Source organism: Sorangium sp. So ce296 (genome assembly GCF_051529605.1).
Lineage (GTDB): Bacteria > Myxococcota_A > Polyangia > Polyangiales > Polyangiaceae > Sorangium > Sorangium cellulosum_D.
The window spans coordinates 9,118,803-9,137,628 of the sequence record NZ_CP150325.1; the positions used below are offsets into that span (position 1 = coordinate 9,118,803).

Here is an 18,826-nt window from a genome sequence, read left to right on the forward strand (position 1 = left end):
GATGGCACGCGGATCGCATTCGACCAACTCGACCAACTCGACCAACTCGACCAACTCGACCAGCGCGACCAGCCGCGGTGTGGCGGGTCGAATGCGATCCTCCGGGGAGGCTCTCCGTGGAGCCGCCCCCTCCGTCACGGCAACGAGGAGGCGACGTTGAAGCTCACGTCACAGGAGTACTGGGAGAACCATTGGAAGCTCAACGCCGCCGCCGAGGACATGGGCGGCGGGTGCGAGCTCTACGACGACATCGCTCCCTTCCTGCCGCGCGGAGAGGGTTTGTCGTTCCTCGAGATCGGGTGTGCGCCGGGCCGCATCCTCGCCGACTTCAGCGGGCGCCTCGGCTACACCGCCCACGGCCTCGACTTCGCCTGCGACCCGGCCGTCGTCGAGCAGGAGCTCACGAAGCGCGGCGTCAAGGTCGGCAAGATCGAGAAGGGGGACTTCTTCTCCTGGAAGCCCGAGGAAAAATTCGATATTGTAGCTTCCTTCGGGTTCATCGAGCACTTCGACGACGCGGGATCGGTGGTGGATCGGCACTTCGAGCTGGTGAAGCCGGGAGGCACCGTGGTCGTGGCCATGCCGAACTTCGCCGGCGGGCAGAAGGCGCTCCACTGGCTGTTCGACCGCAAGAACCTGAACGGCCACAACACCCGCATCATGAACCTGCCGTTCCTCGAGGCCGCCGCCCGCCGCAACGGCGCCGAGATCGTCCAGGCCCGTTACACGGGCGGCCACTTCGATTTCTGGCTGGACGACGAGGCGCCGCTCTTGGCGCGGCGTGTCGTCTGGAAGCTCGTCGCGCCGCTCCGGGCGATCGCCAGCCGGGTGGTCCCTGGCGAGACGAACCCCTGGTTTTCCCCCTACCTGTTCGCCATCTACAGGGCGCCCACGCAGACGGGGGGTACGCCTGACGCTTGAGCCTTTCCCGATGAGCGATCCCAGCCCGAACGTCAACGCGCCGCCAGCTGTCCGGGACGCAGACGCCGACCGCCGCTTCCGCGAGTGCGCCCAGCGCCACGGCTGGGATCCGGACGACGTCTTCGTGGGGGGCTATGTCGCCTGGGAGTGGCGGCACAGCCGCCACGCCTACGACGACCTCTTCACGTCGGTCCGGGGCAAGAAGGTGCTCGAGTTCGGCTGCCACCTGGGCGGGACGTCGATCGTCCTCGCGTCGCTGGGCGCCGACGTGACGGCGATCGACGTCGACCCCACGTACGTCGAGCTGACCCAGCTGAACGTCGAGCGCCATGGGATGTCCGACAAGGTGCGCGTCCTTCACGTCCCCGACACGACCTCGCTTCCGTTCGCGGACGGGGAGTTCGAGCTCGTCTCCTGCAACAGCGTGCTCGAGTACATCCCGCCCGAGCGCCTGCCGGCCGTCCAGCGCGAGATCGACCGGGTGCTCGGGCCGTGGGGGTTCATCGTGATCCTGGGCACGAGCAACCGCCTCTGGCCGGTCGAGCTCCACAGCCGCCGCCCGCTGATGAACTACGTGCCTCGCCCGCTGCACCCCTTGTTTCCGGGCCCGTCGGTCTACAGCGTATTTCCCTGGCAGCTCCGGCGCGGGTTCGGCGATTATGCGGACATCTCGCAGCAGGATCGGGGCCGGCTGATCGTCGATTTGAAGGCCAAGATGGGCATGTCCGGGCCGCGGCTCCTCGCCTTCTCCGTGGCGAACCGGCTGCTCGGTCCGCTGGGGATGCACGTGGGCTTCGTTGCCCCGACGATCACGATGGTTCTTCAGAAGCGCGGTGAGGGAGGAGCAGGCGATGGCTGACGGCAGGACGCGGGTATACATTACCGTGGACGTGGAGTGCGCCGAAGAGCGCATCACGGGCGACAGCAAATCTCCCGCGATGGGCTACGACCTCCGCATCTGGGGCCGCTTCGTCAACCAGCGCGAGCCGCTCGGCATCGAGCTCATCATGCGCGAGCTCGAGGCGCACGGTCAGCGGGGGACGTTCTTCGTCGAGGCGATCGGCTCGTACAGCTTCGGGATGGACGGCCTCACGAACGTGTGCCAGGCGCTTCACAGCCGGGGCCACGACGTGCAGCTGCACGTGCACCCGGTGCAGCGGCGCGCGGACTGGCACACGCGGGGCGAGGCCCGCGTCTCGGACGACATCGCCGACTACCCGGTCGAGGAGCAGGCGCGGCTGCTCCTCGAGGGGCGCGACCTGCTCGTGCGCGCGGGCGTCCCGGCGAGCGAGCTGCTCGGCTACCGCGCCGGCAACTTCGGCGCGAACAACGACACCTGGCGGGCGATGAAGCTGGCGGGGCTCGTGCTGAGCAGCAACTACAACCCCTGCTACTTCAACAAGAACTGCAAGATGCAGTATCCCGGCGCGCGGCTCGGCCTCTTCGAGACGCCCGAGAAGGGGGTGTACGAGCTGCCGGTCACGAACTTCATCGAGCCGACGAAGCGCTTCAGGCACCTCCAGATCACGGCGGTGACGCTCGACGAGATCAAGCATTGCCTCCTCCGCTACCGCGCCCTCGGGGTCAAGGAGGTCACGCTGGTGACGCACTCGTTCGAGTTCTACTTCCTCGACTCGGCGGAGGCGCGCCGCGGCTACCCGAACCGGCTCAACGTGGAGCGGCTCCGCGGGCTCTGCCGCTTCCTCAAGGAGAACTCGAGGGATTTCGAGGTCGACACCGTGGGCGCCCTCGCGCGCCGGCTCGCGGACGCGTCGCCGGAGGCCGACGAGAGCGAGCCGCCGTCGCTGCAGTTCCCTCACTCCAATGCCATCCACCACGCGCGCCGCGTCGTCGAGCAGGCGTACAAGCGCGTCGCGCAGCGGCTCACGTTCGGCTAGCCCCGCCCGCGAGCGCCGAGGGGCGCCCCGGCGAAGCGCGCCCGGCCGGCGCCTCGGCGCCGCGCCCGCGTCGGCCGCCCTCCGGCGGCGCTCCGGTGCTAAGGAGCGCGCATGCGGCTCATCGGACAGATCCACGTTTCGCTCAAGGGCAGCATCATCCAGCGCGACCCCACGCTCTGGGAGAAGCTGAAGCGCGGCTTCGGCGCCAAGCTGGACCTCGACACCGATCGCATGCGCGTCGAGCTGGAGGCGACCGCCGTGGTCGATCAGGTGCGGCGGGCGCTCGTCCAGCTCGGGGTCGGCAACGCGCTCTCGCTGGTCATCGACGACACCGTCATCTTCCAGGACACCGACGGCAAGCCGGACGACCTCCCCGATCTCGTCCTCGCGCTGTCCGAGCATTCGTCCGTGTTCGGGCGCGGCTTCACCGAGCTCAAGTTCGCCGCCGAGCACGAGGAGGCGGGGCTGCACCTCGTGATCGAGGCGCGCGCCCGCACCGAGCACGCCGAGGACGAGCCGGCGGGGATCGTGTCCGTCGGCGGGCGCCTGCGCGATCTCGAGCCGCGCGCCGGCGAGGGCGCGGAGGACTACCGCCGCCGCGTCGAGCCCCTCGCGAAGGACCCGGCGCTGTTCGAGACGGCGCGGCTGCAGTTCGAGTCGTTCGTCGGGCGGCTCGAGGGCGCCCTCAAGGCGGCGATGCCGGAGGCGCGCGTGGAGCAGCGCCACGCCGAGGCGCGCGTCGTACACGCGCCCTCGGGCGACGGCGCGGCCGCCGGGCCGCAGCCGGCGAGCCCCACGCACCCGGGCTACGACCCGTTCATGGTCTATTACCCTCCGAGCCCGCTCAGCATGGTGCTGGACGTGATGCTCATCTCCTCGTTCATGCACATGCTCTCGCCTCCCCACGTGCTCTTCGTGAGCCCGGCGGGCATGCCGCTCGGCACCGCGCAGGAGGCCGCGGCGAATCCCGATCTCTTGAGCGACGCCGATCGCGGCGACGACGGCGCGGGCGACGAGGGCGCGGGCGACGAGGGTGACGGGCCGGACGACGGCGATCCGTGGGGCGATGACGGCGGCGGGCTCGACGACGGCGGCGGCGATCTCGGCGACTTCGGCGATTTCGGCGATTGAGCCGCTCGCGCCGGAGCCGCGGGCGCGGCCGCCGGCGTCACAGGCGCGCGCCACGCCCGCCGCGCGCTGGCGTTGGCGCGCCGCCGCGCCGCCACGCAGCCAGCGCGCCGCCCCAGCGGGCGAGCGCGCTCGTCCGGGCATGGACGGCGAATGACGATCATGGTACGGCCCAGTCCGGCCGTGACCGGCGCTGGCATGGAAGTCCACTCGCGCCGGCGCATCGAAGGTCGCGCGCGCCCAACCCTGGACTGGAGAGCGCGATGAAGAAGAGCGAGGCGGCGCTGGAGAAGCAGCCGCAGGCGGCGAGCGGGGGAGATCCGGAGATCGCCCGCGAGGTCCGCACCATCATTGCAGAGCGATGTGGGATGAGCGTCGATGCCGTGACTCCCGATCTGTCGCTCGAGAGCGGCCTCGGCGTGGATTCGCTGGCGCTCATCGAGGTCAACGTCGCATTGGAAGAGCGATTCCAGATCGTGGCGCCCGATTTCGCGGCGCCGGATCAGGCGCAGATCACCACGGTGGGCGACGTGATCGCCTTCGTCGAGGCGCAGCTCGCGGCGCGGGGCGGCCGGGGAGGGGCGTCGTGATCTCCCCGCGCACGCGCGCCGAGCGCGAGGCCGCCGGCCGGACGCCCGAGGAGCAGCGGGAGCACGAGCGGCGGGAGGTCGCCGCCCATTACCAGAACGACCCGGAGATCTTCTCCATGGTCCTCGACAGCCGCCTCGCCTATGCGACGGGCATCTTCCTCGATCCCGGGGAGAGCCTCGAGGCGGCGCAGGAGCGCAAGTACGACTGGGTCCGCCGCGAGCTCGATATCCACCCCGGCGAGCGCGTCCTCGACGTGGGGTGCGGCTGGGGCTCGAACCTCATCTATCTCGCCGAGCGCACCGGCGGGAGCTTCCGGGGCGTCACGCTGAGCGACAAGCAGCGGCAGGAGGCGCTCCGCCGCGCCGACCGGGCCGGCGTCGCCTCGCGGGTCCGCATCGACCTCGCCCATATCGAGGACGTCGACCTCGAGCCCGAGTCGCTCGACGCGGTGCTCTTCGTGGGCAGCATCGTGCACATGCACAACCGCGAGCGGATCCACCAGAAGATCGCCGCCGCGCTGCGCCCGGGCGGCAGGCTGCTCATCTCCGACTGCTATTTCCCGGCGCGCGCCCGCGGCGACCGGGAGAGCTCCGCCACGCAGTACATCTTCGTCCAGGCGCTCGGCTACTGCCGCCTGATCTCGCTCGCCGAGGAGCTCGGGATGATCGAGCAGGCCGGCCTCGATGTCCGGCGCGTCGAGGATCTCACGAGCTCGTACGTGCACACGGTCGCCCGGTGGATCGACAACGTGCGCGCGAACCGCGCCCGGATCGACGCGCGCGCGCCCGGCTTCTCGCGGCTGCTCCAGACGTACATGACCGTGGGCCGGCTCTCGTTCGCGCGCCGCACCGCGCTCGAGTACATGATCGTGGCGACGAAGGGCGGCGGCCGCGAGCGCCTCGGCGTCGCGCCCTCTCCCGAGCCGGGGCGCGCGCCGTGAGCGCCGTGAATGGTGGAGTCGCCGCGCGGACGGTCGCGGGCCTGCTCCGGGCGCGCGCCGAGGCCACGCCGGATCGGTTCGGCTTCTACCACAAGCAGCAAGGCGAGTTCGTCGGCTGGACGTGGGCGGAGTACTGGCGCCGCGCGCGCGCGGCGGCGTCGGGGCTGCTCGCGGCGGGCGTGCGCCCGGGCGACCGCGTGCTCATGCTCGTGACGGACGTCGAGGTGGCGGTGCCGTGCCTCTTCGGCGTCTGGGTGCTCGGCGCGGTGCCGATCCAGGTCGGGGTGCCGTACCGGCTCACCGACGTGGCGGCGTTCCTCGGCGAGCTCCGGCGGACGGCCGCCCGGGTCGGCGCCCGCGCGCTCGTGGTCTCGTCGGCGCTGCTCGGCTTCGCGCAGGGCGAGGGCGGCGCGGACGGCCTCACGCAGCTCGCCGCCGAGCCGCTGCTCGACGCGCCGCTCGACGCCTCGCTGCCCGATCCGGACCGCGCGCCCGGCCCCGCGCTCATCCAGCTCACGAGCGGCAGCACCGGGCACCCGCGCGGCGTGGTCATCCCGCACGAGCGGCTCATGCTGCACCTCGACGCGATGAGCCAGCGGCTCCCGGTGCGCGGCGAGGGCGCGGGGGGCGTGTCGTGGCTGCCGCTCCACCACGACATGGGGCTCGTCGGCGGGCTGCTCTTCCCGCTCTTCAACGACTTCCCCGTGCACATGCTCTCGCCGCTCGAGTTCCGGACGCGGCCGTTCTCGTGGCTCGCGGAGATGTCGCGCATCCAGGGCGCCATCTCGCTCGGGCCGCCGAGCGCCTACGCCATCTGCGTCGGGCTCGCCCGCCGCGCCGTCGAGGCGGGCCTCGATCTCGGCGCGTGGCGGTGCGCGATGGTCGGCGCCGAGCCGATCGCCCCCGCCTTGCTCCGCCGCTTCGCCGAGGCGTTCGCGCCGTGCGGCTTCCGCCTCGAGGCGTTCTTCCCGGTCTACGGGCTCGCCGAGGCGACGGTCGCCGTGACCTTCCCCGATCTGCTCGCCGAGCCGCGCGTGCTCACGGTGGATCGCGGCCTGCTCGAGCGCGAGGGCCGCGTCGAGGAGGCCGCGCCGGGGCCGCTGTCGCTGGAGCTCGTCGGCGTCGGCAGGCCGATCCCGCGCACGGAGATCCGCGTCGTGGACGCCGGGCGCAGCCCCGTCCCGGAGCGCACCGTGGGGGAGATCGAGGTGCGCTCGGAGACCGTGATGGAGGGGTATTTCGACGAGCCCGAGGCGACCGCCGAGGCGCTCGTCGACGGCTGGCTGCGCACGGGGGATCTCGGGTTCCTCGATCGCGGGACGCTGTTCGTCACCGGCAGGAAGAAGGAGGTGATCATCAAGGGCGGTCACACGATGATCCCCGCGGTGATCGAGGAGATCGCGTCCCGGGTCGACGGCATCCGGGCCGGGTGCGTGGTCGCGGTGGGGCTCTTCCTCGAGGAGCGGCAGACCGAGGCCGTCTACGTGGTCGCCGAGACGCGCGCCGAGGCCTCCGAGCACGCCGGCCTCACGGAGCGCGTGCGCGAGGCGCTGCGGGCGAACGGGGTCACGGTCGACCAGGTCGTCCTGCTCCCGCCGGGCGAGCTGCCCAAGACGACGAGCGGCAAGCTGCGGCGCCGCGAGGTCGCCGAGCGGCTGCGCGCTGGGGGGCCTCGCTGAAGGGCGCCGGCCCCCGTGGGGGCCTACCGTGGGAGTCGGGGTGCGCCCATAGCGCGCATCTGTGGGTTCAGGTCGAACTGCCGGTTTGCCGCTCAACCGTCCTCCAGAGGTCTTTTCCGTTCGCCTCAACGATGGACAAACTCGTCGCGATGCGGCCGATTTCGCGGGCGCTGCAGCGCTGCGCGCGATAGATCCCGGAGCCGCTCTCCGGAGCCCAACCGAACGGGACCGTCCATGTTGCGTCGCCCGACAGAACACGCCTCGACCTGTCCTGCCCCGCTTTCGCCCGAGGCGCGCGCGTGGGAGCTCGAGCAGCTCCGGGCGCTCGGCCTCGAGGACGACGACTGGAGCTCGGACGACCAGTGCCCTTTCTGTGCGGGGCGGCCCCTGTCCTCGGAGAAGGCGCCGAAGCGCGCGTGAGCGATGCGGGGAGACGCGCGCTCGGCGGGCGCGCGCTCCCCGCTCGCTGAGGGTCAGGGCAAAGCGATGCGCGCCGTCTCCTGGTGAGCCTCGTCCGCGCTGCAGCGCTCTTGGCCGCTTCCATTGTCATTGAACCATTGCACGGCGCGAACCAGCGAATGACCCCGGGGCGAGCGCCCGGGGCCGCGGATCACTCCGCGATCTTCGCCTTCACCCACTTGCCCGACTCGGTGAGGTCGTTGTCGGTCCAGTTGCCCATGGTGTTCGCCCTGGGCTTCAGCGCGGAGCACGCCTCGGCCTTGTCGCCCAGCGACCAGTTGGCCCAGCTGATGTTGTGCGCGTCGAGGAAGTTGAGCCAGGTCCCCGACTCGCCGAGATCGAGCGCGCCGTCGCCGCTGGCGTCACACGTCCCCCACTCGGTCACGAACAGCGCCAGGCCCTTGTCCATCGCGCGCTGGGCCTTCTCGCGCAGCGCGTTCTTGTGCGTCGCGGCGTAGAAGTGCAGCGTGTACGCCACGTTGGGGTCGTTGATGCGGTTGTCCGCGGCGATGTCCGCGTCCTGCGACCAGTTCGGCGAGCCGACGATGATGAGGTTGTTCGCGCCCTGGCCGCGGATCTCGCCGATCACCGCCTCGGCGTACGACTTCACGGTCTGCCAGTTGTGCGTGTTGAGCGGCTCGTTGAAGACCTCGAAGATCACGTTGGGCACGTTCTTATAGGTCTGCGCCACCTCGCGGAAGTAGCTCCTCGCCTGATCGAGGTGGTTGTTCGCGTTGTGATCGTGCCAGTCGAGGATCACGTAGATGCCCTTCCCGATCGCCGCGTCGGCGATGGCCTTCGCCTTGGCCTTCTGGCCGCCCGCGTCTTCGAGGTAGCCGCCTTCGTTCTCGATGCCCATCGCCGCGCGGACGACGGTCGCCTTCCAGTTGTCGGCGATCGAGTTGACGACGTTCCCGTTGTAGTAGTTGCTCCACTGGCTCCAGAACAGGCTCATGCCTTTGAGCTGGACCGGGGCCCCGTGCTCACCGACGATGTTGCCGTCCTTGACCCGGAGCACGCCGTGGCGCTCGACCGGCGTTCCGTCCGTTGGCACCATCCCGGTGCCCGTGCTCGTCGTCGACGACGAGGTCGTCCCGGGCCCCGTCGTGGTGGAGCTGACCGAGGTCGTCGAGCTGACCGAGGTCGTCGAGCTGACCGAGGTCGTCGAGCTGGCCGAGGTCGACGTGGTCCCCGTCGTCGTCCCCCCGCCGCCGCCGCCGGCGCCGCCGGCGCCGCCCACGCCATCATCCGTCGACGCGTCGCCGCAGCCGATCAGCACGGCTGCTTGCAGGGCGACCGCCGCGAGGCCGAATGACCACTTCGACCTGCCAAGCACACCGCGAAATGAAACGCTCTTCATCATGTCCTCCAAGGGAAGTAACCGTATGGCGCGGCATTAAAAGGGCAGCTCAGCGCCGATGGCAAGCCCTCTACGCGGTAAAAGTTAATAGAGAAAACTAAGCCTTGGCATGTAGGCCATGATACCATGCTGCCGGGCGAAGCGCTCGTGGGCGAGCGGCCGTCAGCCACCGGGGAGGTGTGAGGCGGGGCCATCACGGGCGTCGATGTGCCCGAGCCGTGGTGTGCAAGCAACTAAAAATTTCCGCAAGACGCATGCCAGTCCGCTGGACCCGCGAATCGGGCGGTGTCGCCGTGCGTCCGTGGCCTGCGCGAGCCGTCTTTCCCTCGCTTTTCCCTCGAGGATCTGCGCAGGCTACCGCGCTCTCGTCGGTGGTCCGGCGACCACCCTGGTCAACCGCCCATCCATGCGCATAGCGTCAATCGCGCTCGTGAAAGCGATGACGAACGCGCCCGGGATGTCAAGCCTCGAGCGCGCCTGTCGTGGCCCTCTGTATCGTCCTGGTCCACCCGCCGACCGGTGCCCACGTTGGCCACTGAGCACCTCGCCACGACGGCGAGCGCTCCGTCACCTCGGGTCACCTCGGGACAGGCACCGGCGGCGGCTCGTCGTCCGGCGTGACGCACGCCGACAGGTCGAACAGCATGAAGAGCAGCGCCTTCTCCTGCGCCGTCAGCTCATGGATCTCCCCGTCGCGGTCCTCGCACCCGCTCGGGAACGGCGCCCCGGCCACGTCGGTCGCCGCCACGTGGATGTCCGTGTACACGAACCGGCCGCATTGCTGCTCTTCCGGGGAGCCGATCGGCGTGTTGAACGTGAAGTACTTGACCCCCGCCCGCGCGTCGAAGGCCGGGTCGGCGTCGTTGTAGAGCCACCGCGTCGCGATCTCCTCGTTCACCGAGTCGACCCAGTGCTGCGGATCGTCGATCTCGATCTGCCCCGGCACGGTCGACGCCCCCACGCGGACGAGCCAGTCCCGGAGCGCCGCGCCCTTCGGGAACGTGGTGTCCACCATCACAGGGAGCCCGTCGTCCGGGTCGCTGCCCTCGTCCCAGTCCGCCGTCTCGGGGAACCGCTCCGGCCCGAGCCGCAGCCAGGTGTTGTGCCAGTGCGACGCGAACACGCGACCTCCCGCCGACGCGTAGTCGAACATCGCCCGCAGCGCCGCCTCGGGCTTGTCGGCCAGGAACGCCGACCCCTCGCACGACAGGATCACCATGTCGTATTGCTGCAGGTTGTCGAGCGACCCCCAGAACTCCCGCGCAGGGGAGAAGGCCGCCCCGCCGTTCAGCCCGTCGCGGTACCGGCTCGTCGCGCTGTCCCCCTCGATGGCCCGCCCGGCGAACAGGTTCACCCGCCCGTCGCCCGTCTCCGGCGTGAACTCCGACGCGTCGATACCCATCTTGTAGAGCAGGCACTCCAGCACGTCCGCGCCGCCGGTCGTCAGCGCGATCTTCGGGAGATGGCCCTCCGACGTGTTGCGCGGCAGCCGGACCTCCCCGTCGACGGTGGGGTTGTCGACGCACGCCTCGACCTTCGGCAGCGTGATCCGGCGCCGCCATTTGCCGAGCTGGACGACGAGCGGGATGTCCTCGCCGACCGGCACGTCCTCCAGCACGAACCGCCCCTCCGTGTCCGTCAGCGCGAGCGCGATGGGGTCCCCGGAGAGCGTCACGTTGCACGGCTCGCAGCTCGCCCCGTCGGCGATCGGATCAAGCTCCCTGTTCGGGACGTACACGATGACGTTGTAGAGCGGGAGCTCGCCCGCGGGCGCATACACGGTGCCGCTCACCGTGGTCTTGCCGCCGCCCGGACAGGCGATCTTCTGGCACTCGAGCCCCTCGCACCCGCCGCTCCCGACGATGGATACGCCGCTCCCGGCCGGGAACGGGTCGCCCCCGAGGCCGCTCCCCGCGCCCTGGTCCGCGCCGCCGCCGCCGCCGCCGCCCGCGCTGGCGCCGGAGGCGCTCGCCCCGCTCGGATCGCCGCAAGCGCACCCGGCCGTCACGGCCGGCGCCACGGCCGCCGCGGCCAGGAGCCATCCGGCGATGTCATGCAGCTTCACCATTCGAACCCTCCGGGCGCGGCGGGGCGAGGGCGCCCAGCTCCGCTCATTCCGAGGGTAATCGAGGCGAGGGGGAGCCGGGAAGGGATTACCCTGCAAGAAGGCGAGCGGCGACACGCCTCGCCGTCTCCCCTCGATCTCGCCCTCTCACGCTTACGTCGCCGCGAGAGCGCGGCGGCAGCGCCCCGCGCCTCCGGCGCCGCTCTCGGCCGGTGCGACCCGAGCGGACCGTGAGGAGACAGGCGACAGCGGACCCAGCCGCCTTCGCGCGGACCACAGCGCCGCGCGATCGCGCGGCGACCGCCCCTCGGCGGCAGCGCGACAGCGCGGCGGCCGGCGCTCGCCCAGCCGTGTTCCGACATGGCGAGAGGCAGCCCGGCAGAGTAGGATGCGGCGCCTTGCAATCGGTCATTCCTGCTCCGTCTCTTCCTCGCCCCCGCCTGCTCGAGATCACCTGGCCCATCTTCAGCGAGCACCTCTTGCACATGCTCGTCGGGGTGTTCGGCGTATGGCTGGTCAGCCGCCTGTCCGACGAGGCCGCCGCGGCGTACGGGCTCTCCAACCAGATCATGTTGACCTTCATGATCACCTTTCGCTTCGTCAGCGTCGGCGCGAGCGTGGTGGTCACTCAGTGCCTCGGCGCGCGCGACCGCGCCGCCGCGGAGCGGGTCGCGCGGGCGTCGCTCGCGGCCAGCATGTGGCTCGGCCTCGCCAGCTGCGCGGTCATCGCGGTCGGCGCGAGGCCCCTGCTCGAGCTGATGCGCCTGCCGCCGTCCCTGTTCCCGATCGCGCAGCCTTACCTGATGGCGGTCGGCGTGATGCTGGCCTTCGACGCGCTGAATTTCTCGATGGGCTCGGTGCTGCGCGCCCACACGTACGGCCGCGACACGCTGCGCCTCATCATCGTCATGTACGTCGTGCAGCTCTCGCTCAGCCTGCCCCTCATGTTCGGTGTCGGCGCGTGGCCGGGGCTCGGCATGAACGGGCTCGCGATCGCCGCGGTGATCGCGCGCGCGTGCTCCTTCTGGATGCACCGGCAGCTGTGGATCGCGCGCCTCGGCATCCGCCCGACCTTCGAGGACTTCTGGCGCATTCGCCGCGAGCAGCTCCGCGAGGTGCTGCACATCGGCCTGCCGGGGGCGGGCGAGAACGTGGTCTATCGCATCAGCTTCATGATGATCCTCGCCATGGTCGCCGACATGGGGCAGACGGCGCTCACCACGCATACGTACACGATGCAGATCGTGCACTTCCTGCTCCTGTTCGGCATGGCGATCGGCTTCGGGACCGAGATCGTGGTCGGGCACCACATCGGCGCGGGCGAGCTGCACGGCGCCGATCGCCAGGTGCGCGGCGGCCTGGCGGTCGGGTTCGGCGTGTGCGTCACCCTGGTGCTCGCCACCGCGCTGCTCGGCCCCCGCCTGCTCGGCCTGTTCACGAGCGATCCGGAGGTGATCGCCACCGGCTCCAAGCTGCTCTGGCTCACCCTCCTTGTCGAGCCGGGCCGCACGCTCAACCTGGTTGTGATCAACGGCCTGCGCGCCGCCGGCGACGCCCGCTTTCCGGTCGGGTTCGGCGTCTTCTCGATGTTCGCCGTGGCCGTCGGACTCTCGTGGCTGCTCGGCGTCCGCCTCGGCTGGGGGCTCGCCGGCGTCTGGGTGGCCTACGCCGCCGACGAGTGGGTCCGCGGGCTCGCCATGTCCGCGCGCTGGCACTTCCGTGGCTGGGTGCCCCACGCGCGGCGCACCCTCCGCCGCATGCGGCTCAACAGCCGCCCGGCGTGAGCGCCGGTCGATCCACGCCGCGCCCCCTCTCCGCCCACGCCGCGCCCGTCTCCGCGCCGAAGGTGGCATGTCCATTGCTGCACCTCGTCGCAAAGGAGATACACCATGGCTCAAGACGAGCGCACGATGAACGGGCGAGCGCCCCAGAGCCCCGCTGCGAGCCCGCCCGGCTACGGCGGCCTCTCGGAGGGGACCGTGGGCGACCCGAGCGCAGCGGGGCAGAAGGGAGCGCCGGCGGCGCCCGAGGGGCGCAAGGGCGCCCCGGACGCGCGGGAGCAGGCGGCCCGCGACCAGGACGTCGAGGAGGACGACGCCTCGGCGGGGCCCGTGGATACGCCGCGCGGGGGCGGGTCGAGCAACGAGGCGATCCCCGGCGTGTTCGACGGGAGCAAGCCGCTGAATCCGGAGTCGAGCGCCGAGCACAAGAGCAGCTGGCCCGACGAGGGCGCGACCGGCGAAGCTGGCGCGGGATAGCGGGCGTCGGCGATAAGGAAGGAAAACGCGACTAACCTGTCGTAAAGCCCACCTTCTCGGTCACCGCCATGCAGAGCGCGGCCACGCCGCGCCTCGGCACGGTGACGAGCTTGCCGCCAAACGCGTCTCGCCGATCGGTGTAGAGCTTCGAGACCTTGTGCGAGAGGATGGTCGAGCTCCAGACCGCGACAACGTCGGCCCAGCGGAGATCGGCGTCGGCCTTCGCCGCGTTGCGGTGGCCTTCGCCGTCCACGATGCGGATGTCGACCTCGCCCGCGAGCAGCCGGCGCAGGTCCTCGGCCGTGCCCGGCCCCCCGCCGACCACGAGCAGCCGCCGGAGCCCCCGCGTGCGGAACGCCTCGATCATCGCGAGCGCCGCCCGCTTGTTCGCAGAGCTGCCGCACATGTCGCAAACTGCGTCGGTCCCGATCTCCACCGCGCGGACCCCCGCCTTCGCGGGGAGCCTCATGCAGTCGGCGCAGCGGCGCTCGACCGGCTCCTGCGCCGGCGCGGGCTCCGGCGATCGGGCGAGCGCCTCCTGCGCGCGCTCCGCGATCTCCGCGGGGAGGAAGTCCGCCGGGTGACGGACTTCCGCCGCGGGCGCGTTCTCCGCGAGCCAGACGAGCATCTCTGTTTCAGAAATGTTTAGGGATTTTGCGAGGTTGCGCACACGGACGGGTCGCGCCATTGCGCCGCGACTGTGACATGGGCGAGGCGGCGGCGCCCTCTCCTATCGCAAGGGCGGGCGCAAGATCGCGCGCGGCCGCGCACGGCCCCGGGCGCGGCGCCGCTCAGTCGAGGGCGGCGGCGCGGCGCAGCCCGTGGCGCTGGAGGAGGCGGTGGAGGTACATCCGGTCGAGCCCCGCCTTGCGCGCGGCGCGGCTCACGTTGCCGTTCGACCACTCGAGCAGGGCGGCGAGGTAGTCCCGCTCGAACCTGTCGATGATGGCCTCCTTCGCCTCCTTGAAGGGCATCTCGATGTTCGCGGCGGGCAGGTCGTGCGCGCCGCCCGGCGGCGCGGCGCTCTGGGACCCGGAGCCCGGCGGCCCGGAGCCCGGGGGCGCGGAGCTGTGCTCCGACGGCGCCGCCGCCCCCATGGAGGCGCCCTCGCCGAGCACCACGCGGCGCTCGACGTAGTTCCTCAGCTCTCGCACGTTGCCGGGCCAGTCGTAGCGCTTCATGTCCTCGATGACGTCGGGCGGGAAGAGGTGCACCTTGTCGACGGCGCCGAGCTCGTTCAGAAAGCAGTGGACGAGGAGGCCGATGTCCTCTTTGCGCTCCCGGAGCGGCGGGACGCGCACGGTGAGCACCGAGAGGCGGTAATAGAGGTCCTCGCGGAACCGGCCGCTGTTCACCTCGCGCTCGAGGCGCCGGTTCGTGGCGGCGATCACCCGGATATCGACCTTGCGCACCCGGCTCTCGCCGAGCCTGCGCACCTCGCGCGAGGCGAGGGCGCGGAGCAGCTTGGGCTGCATCTCCAGCGGCAGCTCGCCGATCTCGTCGAGGAAGACGGTGCCGCCGTCGGCCTCCTCGAAGGCGCCCGCGCGGTCGCGCGAGGCGCCCGTGAAGGAGCCGCGCACGTGGCCGAACAGCTCGCTCTCGATGAGGCTCGGCGAGATGGCGCCGCAGTCGACGATGACGAGCGGCTTGTGGGCGCGGGCGCCGCGCTGGACGAGCTCGGTGGCGATGACCTCCTTGCCCGTGCCGTTCTCGCCCTCGATGAGCACGTCGGGCGCGCTCTTCGCCACGCGATCGAGGACGGGGAAGAGGCGCCGCATCGGGACCGACACGCCCTGGAGCGCGCCGAAGCTGACGGCGCGCGCGAGCTCGGTTTCGGCGACGGCGGCGGCGTCGCGGATGCGCACGACCGACTCGCCGAGCTCGATGCGACACTCGGGCAGCAGGGCGTCGGCGTCCCGCACGCGGACGCCGGCGATGGTCGTCCCGTTGAGCGAGCCGACGTCCGTCAGCCGGTACGTCGATTTCACGCGCTCGAGGATGCAGTGGAAGCGCGAGACGGCGCGATCGGCGAGGACGAGATCGTTGCTCTGGTGGGAGCCGATGCGGATGAAGTCGCCGTCGAGCACCATCGTCCGGCTCGCGGGCTTGCCCGCCTCGCGCTCGACGCAGAGCTCGAGGCGGGGCACCGCGAGCACCTCGGCCTTCATGCGGGGCTCGGTGGCGGCCGCGATGCTGGTCGGGCTCGGGTCGTCGGGCGTGGCGGGGGGACGCGACATGCGCGCCATCTTAACGCGGGAGCCTCTGGCCGTTCCAGGTGGCCTTGCGGGCGGCTCACGGCGCGGCGTCGCTGCCCGCGGGCTTGAGCCACACGACGGTCGCGCCCCACCCGCCGCGCGAGGCCGGCGCGTCGCGGAAGCCCTCGACCGCGGGGTGGCGCGCGAGGACGCCCCGCACGACGCGGCGCTGCACGCCCTTGCCGCGGCCGTGGATGACCCGCACCTCGCGGAAGCCGCGCCGCTGCGCCTCGTGGAGGTACTCCTCGACGACCGAGGCGACGTCGCGCGGGGCGAACGTGTGCAGGTCGATCGCGTCCTCGATCGGCATGACCACGACGTCGTCGGGGCCGGGCGGCTCGGGCTCGGGCGGCTCGGGCGGGCCGGCGACGCCGTCGAGGTCGGGGGACGCGGGCGCCCGGGGCGCGGGCGCGCGACCGAGCCAGGCGAGGAGTCGGCGGAGCACCCGCGCGGTGTAGCCGAGCCCGCGGCGGCCGCCACCGGGCGCCACCGGGCGGCGCGCGGGCGCGCCAGAGCGGCCCGGGCGTCCATAAATCACATTGCACATATGACACTCGTGGCTTATGTTGAGTGTGCCATGTCACTCCGCGGCGCCCTCCTGGGCTTCCTCTCGCTCGAGCCGACGAGCGGCTACACGCTGAAGCAGCGGTTCGACGGGTCGGTGCGCTCGTTCTGGTCCGTGACCCAGAGCCAGATTTACCGGGAGCTGCACGCGATGGAGCGCGAGGGGCTCGTCGAGGTCACGACGATGCCCGGGGACGGCAAGCCCGACCGGAAGGTGTACTCGCTCACGGAGCCCGGCCGAGCGGCGCTCAAGGCGTGGCTCGAGGAGCCGCTCGAGCCGCTGGTGCTGCGGCACCCGCTCTTGCTCAAGCTGGTGTTCGCGGCGCAGGTGCCGCCGAAGAAGCTCGACGACCTCCTGGCGAGGTACGCCCGGGAGCTCGAGGCGACGAAGGGCGATTACGAGGGGAGGCTGGGGGACCCGCGGATCTTCGCGCTCGCGCGATCCTCGCGCGAGCGCGACCTGTGGCGGCTGAGCATCGAGCACGGGCTCGCGTGGTGCGACACGGAGCTCCGGTGGATCGAGCGCGCCCGCGGCGAGCTCTCGGCAGAGGGAGGAGGACAGAGGAGATGGAACCGAAAGGCAAAGTCATCGTGGTGACGGGCGCTTCCTCGGGCATCGGGCTCGCGAGCGCGAGGGCGCTCGCCCGCGAGGGCGCGCGCGTGGTCCTGGCCGCGCGGTCGGCGGCCAGGCTGTCGGCGGAGGCCGACCGCATCGCGCGCGAGGGGGGGAGCGCCGTGGCCGTCGAGATGGATGTCACCTCCGACGCGTCGGTCGGGGCGGCGGTGGCGTCGATCCTGGAGCGGCTCGGCCGGATCGATGTCGTCATCAACAACGCCGGCAACGGCGGCAAGATGTCGCTCTGGGAGTCGACGGACGGGGCGTTCACGCGCGCGATGTTCGACGTGCACGTGTTCGGGATGGAGCGCGTCACGCGGGCGGTCCTGCCGGCGATGCTGGCGCAGGGCTCGGGCACGGTCGTGAACATCGCCTCGACGGTGGCGTGGGTGCCCATGCCGGCCGCGGCGGCGTACTCCGCGGCGAAGGCCGCGGTCGTCGCGTTCTCCGGGTCGCTGCGCGGCGAGCTCGAGGGGCGCGGCGTCCGGGTGACCGTGTTCGCGCCCCCGCACACGAGCACCGCCGCCGGCGACGACTGGCCGCTGGAAGGGCCGCAGATCTTCGCGCCCGAGTGGGTGGCCGAGCAGCTCGTCGAGACGCTCCGCCGGGACCGGCGCAGCTTCCTCGCGGGCGCGTCCAACCGCAGCCTGCTCGTGCTCCAGCGGATCGCGCCGGGCCTCGCGGCGCGCATCATGAAGGACATCGGGCTGCGCGCCGGGGCGAAGAGCGCCGCCATGCGCCGCGCGGCCGCCTAGGCCAGCGCAGGGCCGGTCACGCTCCTCGCGCGTGATCCGGCGGTCCGCTCACGGGCAAGCTTAGCCGGAACGTCGCGCCTTCGCCGGCGGGAGAGTTCACGGTCAACGTGGCCCCGTGGGAGGCGGCGATCCGGCTGACCAGGTAGAGCCCGAGGCCGATCCCCGGCGTCTTCCCGCCGGTGACGAAGCGGTCGAAGATCCGCGGGAGGAGCTCCGGCGGCACGCCGGAGCCGTGGTCGACCACATCGATGTGGGCGCGCTCCTTTCCCTCGCGCAGATCGCTGCTGAGCTTGATGAGGACCCACTTCCCCCGGGGCGAGTGCTTGATCGCGTTGCTGACGAGGTTGTCCAGCGCCTGCCGGATGCGCGCCTTGTCGGCCACGACGGCGAGCTCCGGCGGGCCCTCGACGCGGACCTCGACGCTCGGGGAGCCGAGCGCCCTGGCGGTGTCCTGCGCCAGCGCCACCAGATCCACGGGCGCCGGCGCGATCTCGAACAGCCCCTGCTCGAGGCGCCCGACGTCCAGCAGGTCGGAGACGAGCTGGCCGAGCCGATCGACCGCGTCGCTCGCCCGGTCGAGGTCGCGCAGGTCGTCTTCCCGGCGGGCGATCTCCGCGCGCCGGTGGAGCAGATCGATGCGGTTCATGAGCGGGCCGAGGTGGTTCCGCAGATCGTGCGCCACGACCGTGATCAGCTCCTCGGCGGCCTGGCGCCGGCCCTGCGCGACGGCGGCCGTGGTGACCTGCTCGACCAGCTCCGCCCGGTGCGTCAGGGCGCCGATCCAGTGCGACACCGCGCTCAGGAAGCGGAGATCTTCCTCGGTGAAGAACTCCGGCCGGGCGGACTGCGCGGAGACGACCCCTCGCCGCTCGCCCTCGACGACGAGCGGGACCGCGATGTGCGACCGGACCCCGAGATCGTGGACCACGCCCGGGAGCTCGCCGGGCGTCTGGTCCGCGTGCCCGGTGATGTAGGGATCGCCGGTCGTGAAGACCTGGACAATCGAGCCGCCGTTGGCCACCGCCTGGACATCGAGGCCGAGCGACTGCTGCAGCCGGCCCATCGGCGTGTTGCTCGTCCCGGCGGCGCACAGCGTCTTCCTGCTGGGATCGAAGAGGAAGATGTCGATCTTTTCGGCGTCGAGCGCGCTCCCGAGGAGCTCACTCGCCTGGTTCAGCGATTGCCGGAGGTCGGCCGCGGGGAGCTCGAGCAGTCGCCCGAGGGTCGCCATCAACCTACCCTCCTTCGAAGGGGGTTCCATTCCGGACATGCTCCTTGTTTTCTCCGTCGACCGCTCGAATGCGTGTCCCGAGGTGCGGCCGGAGCCCCCGGCGTCC

The 18,826-nt window shown here is 71.5% G+C and carries 19 protein-coding genes; 13 read left to right on the plus strand and 6 right to left on the minus strand.

What is annotated here, in order from left to right:
- The first annotated feature begins 156 nt into the window (after window positions 1-156).
- The 8 genes from WME98_RS33810 to WME98_RS33845 all read left to right on the plus strand — a co-directional run bounded on the left by WME98_RS33810 (window position 157) and on the right by WME98_RS33845 (window position 7,577).
- The gene (locus WME98_RS33810) at window positions 157-921 is read left to right on the plus strand and encodes a class I SAM-dependent methyltransferase (protein WP_437945812.1); all 765 of its coding nucleotides are present in this window, start codon (window positions 157-159) and stop codon (window positions 919-921) included.
- A 10-nt stretch (window positions 922-931) separates the two neighbouring features.
- Window positions 932-1,780 (plus strand): class I SAM-dependent methyltransferase, encoded by an 849-nt coding sequence (locus WME98_RS33815; RefSeq protein WP_437945813.1) that lies wholly within the window; start codon window positions 932-934, stop codon window positions 1,778-1,780.
- Complete coding sequence (locus tag WME98_RS33820; protein ID WP_061628550.1) at window positions 1,773-2,819, plus strand: polysaccharide deacetylase family protein; 1,047 nt, start codon at window positions 1,773-1,775, stop codon at window positions 2,817-2,819. Before WME98_RS33815 ends, WME98_RS33820 begins: the two co-directional genes overlap by 8 nt.
- 111 nt (window positions 2,820-2,930) lie before the next feature.
- On the plus strand, window positions 2,931-3,950 hold the full coding sequence (locus tag WME98_RS33825; protein ID WP_437945814.1) for a hypothetical protein: 1,020 nt from the start codon (window positions 2,931-2,933) through the stop codon (window positions 3,948-3,950).
- A gap of 260 nt (window positions 3,951-4,210) precedes the next feature.
- Window positions 4,211-4,537, plus strand: a complete 327-nt coding sequence (locus tag WME98_RS33830; RefSeq protein ID WP_061625706.1) for an acyl carrier protein — start codon at window positions 4,211-4,213, stop codon at window positions 4,535-4,537.
- Entirely contained in the window at window positions 4,534-5,478 is a 945-nt protein-coding gene (locus tag WME98_RS33835) for an SAM-dependent methyltransferase (RefSeq protein WP_061625707.1), read from the plus strand. Before WME98_RS33830 ends, WME98_RS33835 begins: the two co-directional genes overlap by 4 nt.
- Complete coding sequence (locus tag WME98_RS33840) at window positions 5,475-7,157, plus strand: AMP-binding protein (protein WP_437945815.1); 1,683 nt, start codon at window positions 5,475-5,477, stop codon at window positions 7,155-7,157. The genes WME98_RS33835 and WME98_RS33840 overlap by 4 nt, the downstream gene beginning before the upstream one ends.
- A 234-nt stretch (window positions 7,158-7,391) precedes the next feature.
- Complete coding sequence (locus WME98_RS33845) at window positions 7,392-7,577, plus strand: hypothetical protein (RefSeq protein WP_437945816.1); 186 nt, start codon at window positions 7,392-7,394, stop codon at window positions 7,575-7,577.
- Window positions 7,578-7,767: 190 nt separating this feature from the next.
- On the opposite strand, the gene WME98_RS33850 is transcribed toward WME98_RS33845, so the two are convergent.
- Entirely contained in the window at window positions 7,768-8,673 is a 906-nt protein-coding gene (locus WME98_RS33850; protein WP_437945817.1) for a glycoside hydrolase family 5 protein, read from the minus strand.
- 4 nt (window positions 8,674-8,677) lie between these two features.
- Between WME98_RS33850 and WME98_RS33855 the strand changes: the two genes are divergently transcribed.
- A complete protein-coding gene (locus tag WME98_RS33855; RefSeq protein WP_437945818.1) occupies window positions 8,678-9,016 on the plus strand; it encodes a hypothetical protein in 339 nt (112 codons plus the stop codon).
- Between the two features lie 537 nt (window positions 9,017-9,553).
- On the opposite strand, the gene WME98_RS33860 is transcribed toward WME98_RS33855, so the two are convergent.
- Window positions 9,554-11,044 carry a carboxypeptidase regulatory-like domain-containing protein gene (locus WME98_RS33860; protein WP_437945819.1) on the minus strand — a complete coding sequence of 497 codons (1,491 nt, stop codon included), beginning with the start codon at window positions 11,042-11,044 and terminating at the stop codon, window positions 9,554-9,556.
- A 395-nt stretch (window positions 11,045-11,439) separates the two neighbouring features.
- On the opposite strand from WME98_RS33860, the gene WME98_RS33865 reads away from it, so the two are divergent.
- Together WME98_RS33865 and WME98_RS33870 are read left to right on the plus strand one after the other, a co-directional pair.
- Window positions 11,440-12,825: an MATE family efflux transporter gene (locus tag WME98_RS33865; RefSeq protein WP_437945820.1), complete on the plus strand. Its 1,386-nt coding sequence runs from the start codon at window positions 11,440-11,442 to the stop codon at window positions 12,823-12,825.
- 105 nt (window positions 12,826-12,930) lie between these two features.
- Window positions 12,931-13,299, plus strand: coding sequence for a hypothetical protein (locus WME98_RS33870; RefSeq protein WP_437945821.1), 369 nt, complete (start codon window positions 12,931-12,933; stop codon window positions 13,297-13,299).
- A gap of 31 nt (window positions 13,300-13,330) precedes the next feature.
- Here WME98_RS33870 and WME98_RS33875 read toward each other — a convergent pair whose 3' ends face one another.
- The 3 genes from WME98_RS33875 to WME98_RS33885 form a co-directional block, all read right to left on the minus strand.
- Window positions 13,331-13,927 (minus strand): hypothetical protein, encoded by a 597-nt coding sequence (locus WME98_RS33875; protein ID WP_437336869.1) that lies wholly within the window; start codon window positions 13,925-13,927, stop codon window positions 13,331-13,333.
- Between the two features lie 163 nt (window positions 13,928-14,090).
- A complete protein-coding gene (locus tag WME98_RS33880) occupies window positions 14,091-15,536 on the minus strand; it encodes a sigma 54-interacting transcriptional regulator (protein WP_437945822.1) in 1,446 nt (481 codons plus the stop codon).
- 55 nt (window positions 15,537-15,591) lie between these two features.
- Complete coding sequence (locus WME98_RS33885) at window positions 15,592-16,101, minus strand: Smr/MutS family protein (protein WP_437945823.1); 510 nt, start codon at window positions 16,099-16,101, stop codon at window positions 15,592-15,594.
- A gap of 30 nt (window positions 16,102-16,131) precedes the next feature.
- Between WME98_RS33885 and WME98_RS33890 the strand changes: the two genes are divergently transcribed.
- Both WME98_RS33890 and WME98_RS33895 read left to right on the plus strand, forming a co-directional pair.
- On the plus strand, window positions 16,132-16,716 hold the full coding sequence (locus tag WME98_RS33890) for a PadR family transcriptional regulator (RefSeq protein ID WP_437945824.1): 585 nt from the start codon (window positions 16,132-16,134) through the stop codon (window positions 16,714-16,716).
- On the plus strand, window positions 16,686-17,489 hold the full coding sequence (locus tag WME98_RS33895) for an SDR family NAD(P)-dependent oxidoreductase (RefSeq protein WP_437945825.1): 804 nt from the start codon (window positions 16,686-16,688) through the stop codon (window positions 17,487-17,489). Before WME98_RS33890 ends, WME98_RS33895 begins: the two co-directional genes overlap by 31 nt.
- A 16-nt stretch (window positions 17,490-17,505) precedes the next feature.
- Here WME98_RS33895 and WME98_RS33900 read toward each other — a convergent pair whose 3' ends face one another.
- Window positions 17,506-18,720, minus strand: coding sequence for an ATP-binding protein (locus WME98_RS33900; protein ID WP_437945826.1), 1,215 nt, complete (start codon window positions 18,718-18,720; stop codon window positions 17,506-17,508).
- Between the last annotated feature and the right edge of the window lie 106 nt (window positions 18,721-18,826).